9 protein-coding genes are annotated in these 13,831 nt (G+C 73.4%); 6 read left to right on the forward strand and 3 right to left on the reverse strand.

All coding sequences use genetic code 11. The features are described from left to right. The coding region (gene serA, locus ACIBUY_RS29275; RefSeq protein ID WP_399154226.1) for a phosphoglycerate dehydrogenase at positions 1 to 1,202 on the forward strand (1,202 nt) is incomplete at its 5' end. 78 nt (positions 1,203 to 1,280) lie between these two features. On the opposite strand, the gene ACIBUY_RS29280 is transcribed toward serA, so the two are convergent. Beyond that, entirely contained in the window at positions 1,281 to 4,220 is a 2,940-nt protein-coding gene (locus ACIBUY_RS29280) for an AAA family ATPase (protein ID WP_399154227.1), read from the reverse strand. A gap of 114 nt (positions 4,221 to 4,334) precedes the next feature. Here ACIBUY_RS29280 and ACIBUY_RS29285 point away from each other — a divergent pair, with 114 nt between their 5' ends. Genes ACIBUY_RS29285 through ACIBUY_RS29295 form a run of 3 tightly spaced genes read left to right on the forward strand, consistent with a single transcriptional unit; the run spans position 4,335 to position 9,217 of the window. Further along, entirely contained in the window at positions 4,335 to 5,837 is a 1,503-nt protein-coding gene (locus ACIBUY_RS29285) for an ABC transporter substrate-binding protein (protein WP_399154228.1), read from the forward strand. 10 nt (positions 5,838 to 5,847) lie between these two features. Beyond that, positions 5,848 to 7,734 (forward strand): ABC transporter permease subunit, encoded by a 1,887-nt coding sequence (locus ACIBUY_RS29290; protein WP_399154320.1) that lies wholly within the window; start codon positions 5,848 to 5,850, stop codon positions 7,732 to 7,734. Next, positions 7,724 to 9,217 carry an ABC transporter ATP-binding protein gene (locus ACIBUY_RS29295; RefSeq protein ID WP_365572919.1) on the forward strand — a complete coding sequence of 498 codons (1,494 nt, stop codon included), beginning with the start codon at positions 7,724 to 7,726 and terminating at the stop codon, positions 9,215 to 9,217. Before ACIBUY_RS29290 ends, ACIBUY_RS29295 begins: the two co-directional genes overlap by 11 nt. 117 nt (positions 9,218 to 9,334) lie before the next feature. Here ACIBUY_RS29295 and ACIBUY_RS29300 read toward each other — a convergent pair whose 3' ends face one another. Beyond that, positions 9,335 to 10,834, reverse strand: coding sequence for an MFS transporter (locus tag ACIBUY_RS29300; protein WP_365572916.1), 1,500 nt, complete (start codon positions 10,832 to 10,834; stop codon positions 9,335 to 9,337). 83 nt (positions 10,835 to 10,917) lie between these two features. On the opposite strand from ACIBUY_RS29300, the gene ACIBUY_RS29305 reads away from it, so the two are divergent. Continuing rightward, the gene (locus ACIBUY_RS29305; protein ID WP_365572913.1) at positions 10,918 to 11,493 is read left to right on the forward strand and encodes a TetR/AcrR family transcriptional regulator; all 576 of its coding nucleotides are present in this window, start codon (positions 10,918 to 10,920) and stop codon (positions 11,491 to 11,493) included. On the opposite strand, the gene ACIBUY_RS29310 is transcribed toward ACIBUY_RS29305, so the two are convergent. Next, positions 11,482 to 12,678 carry a helix-turn-helix domain-containing protein gene (locus ACIBUY_RS29310; RefSeq protein WP_365572910.1) on the reverse strand — a complete coding sequence of 399 codons (1,197 nt, stop codon included), beginning with the start codon at positions 12,676 to 12,678 and terminating at the stop codon, positions 11,482 to 11,484. The two genes, ACIBUY_RS29305 and ACIBUY_RS29310, sit on opposite strands and share 12 nt — an antisense overlap. A gap of 169 nt (positions 12,679 to 12,847) precedes the next feature. Between ACIBUY_RS29310 and ACIBUY_RS29315 the strand changes: the two genes are divergently transcribed. Further along, a complete protein-coding gene (locus tag ACIBUY_RS29315) occupies positions 12,848 to 13,774 on the forward strand; it encodes a proline dehydrogenase family protein (RefSeq protein ID WP_365572907.1) in 927 nt (308 codons plus the stop codon). Positions 13,775 to 13,831: the final 57 nt, after the last annotated feature.

Raw genomic sequence — 13,831 nt, forward strand, 5'->3', positions numbered from 1 at the left:
GGAAGCGCAGCAAGTACACGGGAGTTGAGCTCGCCGAGAAGACCCTCGGTGTCGTCGGCCTCGGCCGCATCGGTGCTCTCGTCGCCCAGCGCATGAGCGCCTTCGGCATGAAGGTCGTCGCGTACGACCCGTACGTCCAGCCCGCGCGGGCCGCGCAGATGGGCGTCAAGGTCCTCTCCCTCGACGAGCTGCTCGAGGTCTCGGACTTCATCACCGTGCACCTGCCCAAGACCCCCGAGACGCTGGGGCTCATCGGCGACGAGGCGCTGCACAAGGTCAAGCCGACCGTGCGCATCGTCAACGCCGCGCGCGGCGGCATCGTCGACGAAGAGGCGCTCTACTCGGCGCTCAAGGAAGGCCGCGTCGCGGGCGCCGGTCTGGACGTGTACGCGAAGGAGCCCTGCACGGACTCCCCGCTGTTCCAGTTCGACCAGGTCGTCTGCACCCCGCACCTGGGTGCCTCCACGGACGAGGCGCAGGAGAAGGCCGGTGTCGCCGTCGCCAAGTCGGTGCGCCTGGCGCTCTCCGGCGAGCTCGTGCCGGACGCGGTGAACGTGCAGGGCGGCGTCATCGCCGAGGACGTCAAGCCGGGTCTGCCGCTGGCCGAGCGCCTGGGCCGGATCTTCACCGCGCTCGCGGGCGAGGTCGCGGTCCGCCTCGACGTCGAGGTGTACGGCGAGATCACCCAGCACGACGTGAAGGTGCTCGAACTCTCCGCGCTGAAGGGCGTGTTCGAGGACGTCGTCGACGAGACGGTGAGCTACGTGAACGCGCCGCTGTTCGCGCAGGAGCGCGGCGTCGAGGTCCGCCTGACCACGTCGAGCGAGTCGCCCGACCACCGCAACGTGGTCACCGTGCGCGGCACCCTCAGCGACGGCCAGGAGGTCTCGGTCTCCGGCACGCTGGCCGGTCCCAAGCACCTGCAGAAGATCGTCGCCGTCGGCGAGTACGACGTGGACCTGGCGCTCGCCGACCACATGGTCGTGCTGCGCTACGAGGACCGTCCGGGCGTCGTCGGCACCGTGGGCCGCGTCCTCGGCGAGGCCGGGATCAACATCGGCGGCATGCAGGTCGCGCGGGCGGACGTGGGCGGCGAGGCCCTTGCGGTCCTCACCGTCGACGACACCGTGCCGCAGGGCGTGCTGAACGAGGTGGCCTCGGAGATCGGCGCGACCTCGGCGCGTTCGGTCAACCTCACCTGAGCGGGCTCGTCTTGTAGCTGCTGAGGGCCGGGTCACCCGCGGGTGACCCGGCCCTCGTGCGTTCTCGTGCGTCGAGCCTCAGAGGCCGAAAGCGCTGGTCTCCGGCTCGATCAGGCCCTCGCGGTAGGCGATGCCCACGGCCTCGGTGCGGCTCGCGGCGCCCAGCTTGGCCAGGATGTTCGACACGTGGACGCTCGCCGTCTTGCCGCTGATGAACAGCTCCTCGCCGATCTGGCGGTTCGTGCGCCCGCGGCCGAGCAGCCGCAGCACGTCGCTCTCCCGGGCGGTGAGCGCGGCGATGCGCTCACCGGCGGCCGGTACGTCGGCGAGCCGGCCCCGGCGGACCAGGGCGTCCAGCGCGTCGCGCAGCGGCACGGCGCCAAGGCGTACGGCGGTGTCCCGGGCCGCGAATGCCGCGGCGGCGGCCTCGTCCCGGCGGTCGGCGGTGAGCAGCGCCTCGGCCAACCGCCGTTGGCAGCGCGCCAGTTCGTACGGCTCGCCGTAGCCGAACGCCGTCACGGCCCGCTCCCAGGCGGCGACGTCGGGCCCGGTGGCGGCACGCACCGCCTCCGCCTCGGCGCGGGCCAGCCAGGCGAGGCCCTCGGGCCCCTGCCGCGTACCGTCCTCGCCGCGGGCCGCCGGGCCCCGGGCCAGCTCCACCAGCTCGGCGGCGATGCCCGCCCAGCGCTCGACGCCCGGCGCGTCCCCGGACAGTCGGCACTCCTCCGCCGCGTCCGCGACGACCGCCAGGGTGAGCGCGGCGAGCCGGACCACGGCGTCGGGCCGCTCGACGCCCAGGCCGTCCGAGAGCGTGTCCACGGAGGTGCGCAGCTGTGCCACGCAGCCCTCGGCGTCGCCGCGCAGCGCCGCCGCGTCGATCAGTACGACGCTCGCGACGAGCGTCGCCATCCAGTCCGCGGGCCCGTCGAGCAGGGCGCGGGCCCCGGCGACGGCCGCGTCCTGCTCGCCGCGTGCGAGGGCGACGTACAGCGCGGGCGCGGTCGCGAACCCGCCCGCGGCCGGGAGGAGTTCGGCGTCGGCGGCGGCCGCTCGCGCGCACTCGTCCCAGCGGCCCAGCGTGTAGAGGAGTACGGACTGCAGGTAGCGCAGCTCCAGTGCGTACGGCGAGGAGAGGAGACCGGCGTGGCGGGCGCGGTCGAGGCCGTCGCCGATCCAGGTCAGGCACTCGTCCAGGTCGCTCGACTCGTAGCACCCTATGGCGAGGTTGTAGAGCGCGCGCATCTCCACCGGGATGTTCCCCGCGGAGCGGGCCAGGTCGCGGGCCATGAGCAGGCGCTCGCGGCCCTGTGCGGTACGCCTGTTGTGCGGCTCCATGCCGACGAGCGAGACCACCAGGTCGGCCTGGGCGTCGCCGAGTCCGAGCCGCTCGGCGACGACGACGGCCTGCCGGCCGACCCGCTCGGCGTCCTCGTCGCTCCCCACGTACCGGGACGCCATGACGAAGGTCGCGGCCGCCCACACCCAGGTGTGCGAGGGCGGCTCGGCCGGGATCAGGGCGAGCGCCTCGCTGCTGTACGTGAACGCGGCCTGCAGATTGTCGATCCGCATCAGGTTGCCCGCGAGGGTGTAGCGCACCCGCGCGGCGAGTTCGGAGTCGGCGTCCGAGCCGGCCTGGGCGAGCGCGGAGCGGGTGAGTTGGACCGCGCGGTGGGGCTCGCCGGCCCGGGCGGCGGCGGCCGAGGCGCGCAGGGCGAGGGTGACCGGGTCGCTGCTCTCGGGGCGGGCCGAGGGGTCTGCCACGTCCCACAGTTCGAGCGCGGTCTCCAGATGGTGCAGCTCCTCGGCGGGGGCGCCGACGCGGCGGGCGTGGTCGGCGGCTTCGAGGGAGGCCGCAAGCGCGTCGCCCAGGTCGTGGCTCTCGCGCGAGTGGTGGGCGCGCTCCGCCGCGCTCTCCGCGGAGCGGCGCTCGCCCGCGAGGAGCCCGGCGAAGAGGCGGTGCAGCCGGACCCGCTCGCCGGGCAACAGGTCGGCGTACACGGCCTCGCGGGTCAGGGCGTGCCGGAACGAGTACGTCGCGTCGTCGTCCGGCAGCAGCAGTTGGTGGCCGACGGCTTCGCGCAGCGCCGACTCCAGCTCTTCTTCCGGGAGTTGGACGGCGTCCCGCAGCAGGTCGTGTCCGACACGGCGGCCCGCGACGGCCGCCGTGCGCAGCACCTGCTGGGCGGTCTCGCTGAGCTGCTCGATCCGGATGAGCAGGACGTCGGCCAGGCCGCTGGGCATGGCGGTGCCGTCGTCGCCGGGCAGCGCGGCGAGCAACTCCTCGGCGTAGAACGCGTTTCCCTCCGCCCGGTCGACGATGTCGCGGACCGTGCTGTCCGGGACCGGGCCCGTGCGCAGTGCGCGGACGAGCCGGGCCACGTCCGCGTCGGCCAGCGGGCGCAGCTCGAGCCGGTCGACGGAGGGCAGCCGGATCAGCTCGGCGAGCAGCGGCCGCAGCGGGTGGCGGCGGTGCAGGTCGTCCGTGCGGTACGAGGCGAACACGGCGAGGCGGCGGGAGAGTCCGCCCCGGCTGAGCAGGAAGCGGAGCAGGTCGCGCGACGACTGGTCCGCCCAGTGCAGGTCCTCGATCACCAGCAGCAGCGGAGCGGCCTCGGTGAGGTCGGAGAGGAGGCCCGCGACGCCCTCGAAGAGCTGGAGCCGGGAACCGGGGTCGGTGGCGGCTGCCGAGCCCGAGCCGATCAGGCGGTCCACCGCGGGGTACGCGGCGAAGGCCGGGGCGAGCCGCTCGTCGGCGGCCGCCGCGCCGAGGATCTCCGTGAACGGGAGGTACGGCAGGCCCACGTCTCCGAGGTCCACGCAGTGGCCGGTCAGGACCTTCGCGCCGAGGGCGGCGGCGTGCGCCGCGGCCTCCGTCAGCACGCGGGTCTTGCCGACGCCCGCGTCCCCGGCGATCAGGACGGCGCGCGGATCGCCGGCCGCGGCCCGCTCCAGCACGCCGGTGAGCCGGGCGAGTTCGCCCTCCCGGCCGATGAACGGCGTACCGAATGTCTGTGCCACGTGCCCATCCTGGCACGCCCCGTGCGCGGGGGTCCATGGAGCATTGTTGAAAATGATTATCGTCTGCTACTTTGCTGACCTCGATACTTTGCCTGCCTATTGCTTGGACGCCCCGTGCCTCTTCTCCGCTCCGTCGCTCGTGCCCCGCGCCGCCGCAGCGTGCTGGCGGCAACCCTTGCCGCGCCGCTCCTCGCCGGCTGTTTCGCCCCCGTGGAGAAAGGGGGCGGCGGCGACAAGCGCATCCGTGTCGCGATGATGCAGCCGCCCCGCTCCGGGCTCTCGCCGCTCAGCGACGACGCGTTCAAACTCGCCCGCTGGTCGACCGCCGAGACGCTCGTACGCCTCGACGCCGAGGGGAACGCGCAGCCGATGCTGGCGACCGGCTGGCGGCAGGAAGGCAGGACCTGGATCTTCACCCTCCGCCCGGGCGTCACCTTCCACGACGGCACCCGCCTCACGGCCCGGGACGTCGTCCGCTCCCTGGAGCGCGCGGCCGGTGCCTCGCCCAAGCCGCGCATCCTGGACGGCGTCGACCTCACGGTGCGGACCGACGGTGAGACCGTGCGGATCAGCACCGCGCAGGCGGACCCGCTCGTCCCGCAGCGGCTGTCCTCGCCGCAGCTGTCGATCCTCGCGGCCTCGGCGTACGGCAAGAAGACGGTGGATCCGGTCGGTGCCGGGACCGGGCCCTTCGTGCTGACCGACTCGGGCGGAACCAGCTTCGCGACCCTCGACCGCTACGACGCCTACTGGGGCGGCCGGGCCAGGGCCGCCGGGATCGACGTGACGTACATACCCGACGGCACCGCCCGCGCGGCCGCGCTGCGCAGTGGTGCCGCCGACGTCGTCGAGGCGATCCCCGTCGCACAGGCCCCGCTCCTCGACGAGGAGCAGATCGCCGAGGTGCCGATGCCGCGCACCAACACCCTTTACCTGAATACGGAGTCGGGGCCCTTCCGGGACCCGGCGCTGCGGGCCGCCGCGCGTGCGGCCGTCGACGCCGGACCGATCGTGCGGGACGTGTACGAGGGCCGGGCCGACACCGCGGACGGGCTGCTCGGGCCCGCACTGCCCTGGGCTGCAGCGCTGCGTGGCGAGATCGGCGGACGGGCCGCGGCAGGAGACCCCAAGGGCGCGGAGATCACCATCGGGACCTTCACGGACCGGGCCGAACTGCCCGAAGTCGCCGCTGTGTTGCAGCAGCAGCTCCAGAAGGCGGGGTTCAGGGTCGGCCTCGAGATCCGGGAGTACGCCGCCATCGAGGCCGACGCGCTCGCGGGGAAGTTCGACGCGTTCGTGCTGTCGCGGGCCACGGTCCTCGACTCCGGCGACCCGGCCGCGTACCTCTACAGCGACTTCGCCTCCGACGGCTCCTTCAACCTCGCACAGCTGGCGGACGCCGCAGTCGACACCGCGCTCGACCGGGCCGGTGAGACGCCGGTCGGGGACGCGCGGCGCAGGGCGGTCGTCGCCGCCGAGGCCGCGGTGCTACGGACCGACGCGGTGATCCCGATGCTGCACGAGCGCGTGATCCAGGGGGACGCGACGGGCGTCGTCGGCTCGGTGAAGGACCCGCGCGAGCGGGAGCTGATCAGCATCGACACGTACGTGAAGTGAGGCTCTGGTGATACGAGTTCAGGGGCGCGGCCCCGCTGCCGTCGCCCTGGCCAGCCGGGTGCTCGCCCTCGTCGCCGTGGTGGTTGCGGTGGGGCTGCTGCCCTGGCTGTCCGGGAAGGACCCGGCGCTGAGCGTACTGCGGGCGCGCTCCGCCGAACAGGAGGCGACGCCCGAGGCGCTGGCCGCGATCCGCGGCGACCTCGGGCTCGGGGCCGGCCCTCTTGCTCAACTCGGCCACTGGCTGGGCGGGTTGACGCACGGCGATCTCGGTACGTCGTGGGTGTCCGGGGCCGGGGTCGGGCCGGGTGTCCTGGCGGCGGTGACCGCCTCCCTGGCCCTGATGGGGGCGTCGCTGCTCGTGGCGCTGGTGCTCGCCACTGTGCTGTGTGCGCGGACCGTGGTGCGGGGAGCGCGCGGCACGTCGGCCGGGCGCGGCAGCGGCGGCGCCGGGGCGGCGATGCTCGCGTCCGTGCCCGAATTCCTGCTGGCCACGGTCGGGTTGATGGTGCTCGGGGTCTGGCTCGGCCTGCTGCCGACCTCCGGGTGGACGGGTCCCGTGGACATGGTGCTGCCCGCGCTCGCCATGGGCGTACCGGCGGGCGGGCTGCTCGGGCGGCTGGTGACGGACGCGCTGCCCGGGGCGTTCGCCGAGCGGTGGGCCGAGCTGTGGCGGGCCTCGGGGGTTTCCTCGTGGCGGATCGCGGGCGCCGGACTGCGGCGGGCGATGCCGGCCATCGTGCCCCAACTCGGGTTCGTGACCGTGGGGTTGGCGGGCGGCGCGGTTGCCGTCGAGACCGTGTTCGCGATTCCCGGGATCGGGCGGACGGCTCTCGGCGCCGCCACGTCGCAGGACGTGCCGCTGCTCCAGGCGTGTGTGCTGGTGCTGCTCGCGCTCGGTCTGGTGGCCGGTGCGGTGGCGCACGCGGTGCGGCGCAGGCTGCTCGGACCCGGTCTGCGCGACGCTCAACTCCCCTCGCGTGCGGCGCCCTTGGCGCCGCCGTCCCGGCGGCGCCTGGTCGTGCCGTTGTTCCTCGGGGTGCTGCTGCTCGGTCTCGTCGGATGGGGGCTGCTGCGCGATCCGTACACCGTGGACACCGCCGCCCGGCTCGCCGCGCCGTCCGCCGCTCATCCGCTCGGCGCCGACGGCCTCGGCCGCGATGTGCTCGCCCGGCTCGGGCACGGGGCCGCCGCCACGATCGGCACGGCAGCCGCCGTCACCGCGGTGAGTGCGGTCGTCGGGCTCGCGCTCGGCTTCCTGCCCGTCCTCTCGGCGGGCCTCGCGGACATCGCGAACGCCCTGCCGCCGGTCGTGGTCGGCATCCTCGTCGCGGGCGCAGTGGGGCCGAGCGCCGCAGGGGCGGCGCTCGCCGTGGCGCTCACCTCCTGGCCGCCCCTGGCCGCGCATGCCGCGACGCTGGTCGGCGAGGTGCGCGCATCCCGATTCCTCGTGGTCCAGCGGGCGTTGGGGGCCGGGCGCGGGCGGATTCTCGGGCGGCATGTGCTGCCCGCGGTCGCCGGGCCCGTCGCGCGGCACGCGGTGCTGCGGCTGCCGGGCGTCGCTCTCGCCCTCGCGTCCCTCGGTTTCCTCGGTCTCGGGGCGCAGGCGCCCGCGCCCGAGTGGGGGCTGCTGCTCGACGAGTCCCGTGCCTATCTGGAACGGGCACCATGGGCGGCCCTCGCCCCGGCCCTCGCGCTGGCCGCGCTGGCGGGTCTCGCCGTGTCGCTGTCTTCGCTGTGTTCTCCCTCTTCTCCGTCTTCTCCGTCTTCTCCGTCTTCTCCGTCTTCTCCGTCTTCTCCGTCTTCTCCGTCTTCTCCGTCCTTCCTGGGCGGGGTGCGGGCGCGGCCCCGCCGGGCCGCCGGCCGCCCTGTGAGCGAAGGATCACCGCGTGCCGTGTGAAACTGCCGAACCCGTGCTCTGCGTACGGGACCTGACCATCAGCCTGCCCGGCGCCGTCCCCGCTCCCGTGCGCGGTGTGGACCTGGACATCGCCGCCGGTGAGGCGCACGCGCTCGTCGGCGAGTCCGGAGCGGGCAAGACACTGACCGCGCGCGCCGTGCTCGGGATGCTGCCGCACGGGGCCGAGGTGAGCGGTGGCATACGGTTCGCCGGGCGCGAGATCGGGCAGGCGCTCGGGCGGTCCGCGCGGCGGGGCCTGTGGGGCCGCGAGATCGGGTTCGTACCGCAGGACGCACTGTCGGTCCTGTCGCCCGTGCATCCCGTCGGGGATCAACTGGCCGCGTCCGTACGGTCGTTGCGCGGATTCGGGCGCAAGGAGGCGCGGGCCGCGGCGGTCGCCGCCCTCGACGCCGTCGGCATCCCCGACGCCGCGCGACGGGCCCGTGCCCACCCGCACGAGTTCTCGGGCGGCATGCGCCAGCGCGCCGTCATCGCGATGGCCACCCTGCACCGGCCCCGGCTGCTCGTCGCCGACGAACCCACCACCGCGCTCGACCCGTGCGTCCAGGAGCAGGTCCTGGACGTGCTCACCGAGCAGCGGGCCGCGGCCGGGGCGGCGCTGCTGCTGATCACCCACGATCTGTCGCTGGTCGAGCGGTACGCGGACCGGGTGACCGTGCTGCGGGACGGGCGGGTGCAGGAGTCCGGCCCCGCGGCGTCCGTACTCGCGGCGCCCTCGGCCCCGTACACCGGGGAACTCGTGGCGGCGGTGCGCCGCAGGCCGCGGGATCCGATGCCGGACGGGGGCGAACCGGTTCTGTCCGTACGGGACTTGAGGGTCGTGTATCCGGGCCGGCGGCGGGGTGACGCGCCCGTTGTCGCGGTCGACGGGATCTCCTTCGACGTGGGACGCGGGGAGACCGTCGCGCTGGTCGGGCCCTCCGGTGCGGGGAAGTCGTCGACGGCGGAGGCGGTGTTGCGGTTGCGGCCCGCCGCGTCCGGGTCGGTGCGGTTCGCGGGCCGCGAGCTTCTCGGGCTCGGGGAGCGGGAGTTGCGGGCTCTGCGGCCCCGGATCCAGCCCGTCTTCCAGGATGCGTCCGGCTCGCTCAGCCCTCGGCAGCGGGTTAGGGACGCGGTGGCCGAGCCCCTGCGCGTCCAGGGGAGGTGGGACGCGGCCCGCGGGCCGGCGCGGGTCGATGAACTGCTGCGGCAGGTCGGGCTCGATCCCGCGCTGGGCGGGCGGCGGCCGGGGGAGTTGTCCGGTGGGCAGTGTCAGCGGGTGGGGATCGCCCGGGCGCTCGCCGGTGACCCCGAGGTGCTGGTCCTCGACGAGCCGGTGTCGGGGCTCGACCCCACCGTGCGATCCGGGGTGCTGGACCTGTTGGCCTGTCTGCAAAGGGAGTTGGGGCTCGGTTACCTGTTCGTCTGCCACGACATGGATGTGGTGGCGTCCTTTGCCCACCGGGTCGTGCGGATGTGCTGAAAGGCCGCAGTCGCGGCTGCTCGATGGGTGAGCAGTCGCGACCGCGGCCGGTTCGTTGGTGGCGCGGGCCCCGCGGTGGAGCCGCTGCTGACACAGCCCCGCCTGGCGCCCGTGGCCCTACGAGGACTTGAGCCCCCGCTTCGCCAGCAGCGCCGCCCCGATCAGGATGACCACCCCCGCGACGGCCGCCGCGTGCATCCCGCCGGTGAAGGCCTCGCGGGCCGTGGCGAGCAGGGTCTCGCCCGCCCGGCCCGGCATCCGCTGGGCCACCGCGAGCGCTCCGCCCAGGGTCTCGCGGGCCTCGTCGGGGGCTCCGGCCAGGTCGTGGCGGTAGACCGCGGTGCCGATCGAGCCGAGCACCGCCATGCCGAGCGCACCGCCGAACTCCTGCCCGGTCTCCAGGAGGGACGACGCCGCCCCTGCCTTCTCCGCGGGGGCCGCGCCGAGGGCCAGGTCGGTCAGCTGGGAGCCGATGATGACCGCGCCGGAGGCCAGCACTCCCGCCCCGGCGAGGGCGATCCACAGGGAGTCGGTGCCGGTGAGGATCAGCAGGGCGTATCCGCAGGCGCTGGTCAGGAAGCCGAGCGCGACGACGGTGGCGCGGTGCACTCCGCGCTGGACGAGGACCGTGGCGACGGGAGCCGCGAAGCCGATGAGGACGGTGGGCAGCAGTGCCCACAGGGCCGCCTCCAGGGCGCTCTTGCCGAGGACCGCCTGCAGGTACTGCGTGGTGAAGTACGCCGAACCCATCATCGCGAAGGCCGAGATGAGGTTGAGGGCGACCGCCGGGCCGAAGCCGCGGTGCTTGAACAGGTCGGGGGAGATCAGCGGTGACGCGATCGTGCGCTGGCGGCGGACGAAGAGCACCGAGAAGACGAGTCCGACGGCGAGCGAGACGACGTACTGGGGGGCAAAGCCCTCCGAGGGGATCTCCTTGATGCCGTAGACGAGCGGGAGCACGGCGGCCATCGACAGCGGGACGCTCAGCAGGTCGAAGCGGCCGGGCTCGGGGTCCTTGAACTCCGGGAGCAGGACCGGGGCGAGGACCAGGAGCAGCACCATGGCGGGGATGTTGACGAGGAAGACCGAGCCCCACCAGAAGTGCTCGACGAGGACGCCGCTGAGCACCGACCCGAAGGCGACGCCGCCGGTCATCACGGCGGACCAGATGGCGATGGCCTTCGCGCGCTGCCCCGCGTCGTGGAACATGTTCCGGATCAGCGCCATCGTCGAGGGCATCAGCGTGGCGCCGCCGATCCCGAGGACCGCGCGGGCGGCGATGAGCATCTCCGCACTGTTCGCGTACGCGGCGCAGACCGACGCCGTACCGAAGGCGAGTGCGCCGATCATCAGGAGCTTGCGGCGCCCTATCCGGTCGCCGAGCGAGCCCATCGTCATCAGCAGGCCGGCGAGCACGAACGCGTAGATGTCGAAGATCCACAGCTGCTGGGTGCCGCTCGGGGCGAGGTCGGCGCTGATCGCCGGGATCGCGAAGTAGAGGACCGAGACGTCCATGGAGACGAGGAGCAGCGGCAGCATCAGGACGCCCATGGCGGTCCATTCCCTGCGCCCCGCACGGGAGTTGGGAGTCGTGGTGGTGCTCGGCGAGTTCGTCATGACAGGAACCATACGGCCGTCTTAAACGCTTGTCTAGAACGAGTGTGTAAGACATCTGTTTGGAACCTGGGTAGGGTGCGGGCATGGGACATCGCGAGGATCTGCTCGAAGGCGCCAAGCGCTGCCTTCTGGAGAAGGGGTTCGTGCGCACGACCGCGCGCGACATCGTCAAGGAGTCGGGGACGAATCTGGCGTCCATCGGCTACCACTACGGATCGAAGGACGCGCTGCTCGCGCAGGCCTACGTGTCACTCGCCGAAGGGGCGTCCGAAGGGTGGGGCGAGGTCGGTGAACTGCCGGGCGCCCCGGGCTCGTTGGAGCGCTTCCACGCCGTGATGTCGGGCATCATCGGCACGCTCGGCCGGCCCGACTCCATCTGGCACCTGAGTGTGGAGCTGGTGTCGATGGGGGACAAGCTGCCGGGCCTGCGCGCGCACATGTCAGCGGCTCAGCGGGAGGCCGGGCGTGGCTTCATCGGCCTGGTCATGGGCGAGGAGCCGCCCGCCGACGACCCGAGCGTGGACACGCTCGGCAAGTTCTTCTCGGTCCTGGTGCTCGGCCTCATCTCGCAGCACACCTTCGACCCCGAGTTCTCGCCGAGTGCGGACGAACTCACCACGGGACTGCGGCAGTTGATGGAGTCCGCATCACAGGGCTGATGCCTTGAGCGCCATGTGCAGCAGCAGCCGGTCCTCGCCCTCGTCCAGGTCGAGGCCCGTGAGCTGCTCCACGCGCGACAGGCGGTAGTACAGGGTCTGGCGGTGGATGCCGAGGGCCGCTGCCGTGCGGCCCGCCTGGCCCGCGCAGTCGAGGAACACCTCGGCGGTGCGGGCGAGTTGGCGGTGGGCCGGGGCGAGGAGCGGGGCCACCGCCGGATCGTGGGCGGCCTCCGCGGGCAGCGCCGTGAGGAGGCGGTACGGGCCGATCGCCGACCACTGCGTGTCGGGGCCGAGGCGCGGATCGGCCAGAGCCGTGCGGGCCGCGGCCGTCGCCTCCTGCCAGGCCCCCGCGAGCTCCGCGAGGTCGGAGCGCGGCGCGCCGATGCCCGCGGCCACCCCGTCGGCCCCGGCCCGCGCCCGCAGCTTCGCCGCCGCCGTGAGTGCCGGGGTCAGCACCTCCGGCGACCGCAGCCGGACAAGCAGCGCCAGGCACTGGCCCGTCACCCCCCAGGGCACGGTGCACAGGGCGTCCGCCGCCGGGATCGAACGGACCGACGCCCCGGAGACGCCGTCCGGGTCGGCCGACGGCCAGGGCGCCACGCAGACCACCGTGTGCAGGCCGTCCGCGCGCGAGCCGAGCGCGGTGCGCAGCGCGGCCACCGCCATGTCGCGCTGCCAGCCGCGCTCCGCCGTGAGCACCGAGTGGAACTCCCGGGTGAGGTCGGCCCCCGCCTGCGCCTCGTCCGCGAGCTGCGCACCGATCCGCCCCGCCACCTCCATCGCCGCGGCCAGCTGGGCCTGCGTAGGGCCGGGATCGTCGTCGAGCAGCCATACGTAGCCGAGGACGATGCCCCGGTGGCGCACGGGTACGCAGATGCGGCCGCGGAAGACCCCGGCCTCGGGGGTCGCCGGGATGCGCACCGGCTGCGTCGCGCGGGCGATGCCGAAGCCCTCGAACCAGGCGCGCACGGCCGGGGTCGAGCCGCGCGTGAGGATCGAGCGGGTGCGCACCGGGTCGAGGGTGGACGCGTCGAAGTCGCTGTCCGCGTCCGCGTCGCTGACCTGCGCACCGAACGCGATCAGCCGGAAATCGCGGTTCTCCAAGGTCGCGGGGGCGCCGAGCAGCGCCGAGATCTCGTCGACCAGGTCCTGGTAGTCGCCCTTCACCCCGCCATTCTCGCGCACCCCACGCGTTCCTTCATACAGATGTCTGAGGTGGCGGCCACAGATGCGTGACAGCTGTCGATGGCACAGGATCGGAGGGATCCTTAGATTTCACGGTGGTTCCCCGTGCCGTTCCCGCTTTGCGGCGATTCGGCCTGTCCGCAATTCCTGCTCCTGCTGGAGGTGCCCCGTGCTGGCTCCCCTGATCCTTGCCGCGTCGCGCAGCGACAAGATGCGCTCGTTCGTGTCGGCGGCTCCGGGTACCAAGCAGGTCGTCGACCGGTTCATCGCCGGTGAGAGCGTCGACCAGGTCGTGCCGGTCATCGAGGACGCCGCCGCCAAGGGACTCGAGGTCACCCTCGACGTCGTCGGCGAGGACATCACCACCGTCGAGCAGTCGCACGCCGCCCGCGACGCCTACCTCGAGCTGATCGGCCGCCTCAAGGAGCTCGGCCTCGGCACCCGCGCCGAGATGTCCGTGAAGCTCTCCATGTTCGGCCAGGCGCTGGACGGCGGCCACGAGCTCGCCCTGAGCAATGTCCGCCCGGTCGTCGAGGCCGCCGCCGAGATCGGCACCACCGTCACGCTCGACGCCGAGGACCACACCACCCTCGACTCGATGTTCGCCATCCACGAGGAGCTGCGGAAGGACTTCCCGCAGACCGGCTGCGTCATCCAGGCCTACCTCTTCCGCACCGAGGACGACGCCCGCCGCCTCGCCGGGAACGGCTCGCGCGTGCGCATCGTCAAGGGCGCCTACAAGGAGCCCGCCGAGGTCGCGTACCAGGACAAGGCCGAGATCGACAAGGCGTACGTGCGGATCATGCGGATCCTCATGGAGGGCTCCGGGTACCCGATGATCGGGTCCCACGACCCGCGCCTGATCTCCATCGCGCAGGAGCTCGGCCGCCGCGCCGGACGCAAGCTCGACGAGTACGAGTTCCAGATGCTGTACGGGATCCGCAGCGACGAGCACCTGCGGCTCGCCGCCGAGGGCCACCGGATGCGTGTCTACACCGCGTACGGCACGGACTGGTACGGATACTTCATGCGCCGCCTCGCGGAGAAGCCCGCCAACCTGCTCTTCTTCGCGCGCTCGATCCTCACCAAGGACTGAGCCCGCACACTGCCCCCACGCTTGCTCAACCGATAACTCCCCGACCCCCCGAAGGAG

Source organism: Streptomyces sp. NPDC050085 (genome assembly GCF_044460595.1).
Lineage (GTDB): Bacteria > Actinomycetota > Actinomycetes > Streptomycetales > Streptomycetaceae > Streptomyces.

What these genes read in the sequence shown, in the direction of transcription:
- ACIBUY_RS29305 (WP_365572913.1), top strand. Translation starts at nt 10,918, where the DNA reads ATGGGACATCGCGAGGATCTGCTCGAAGGCGCCAAGCGCTGCCTTCTG.
- ACIBUY_RS29300 (WP_365572916.1), bottom strand. Translation starts at nt 10,834, where the DNA reads ATGACGAACTCGCCGAGCACCACCACGACTCCCAACTCCCGTGCGGGG.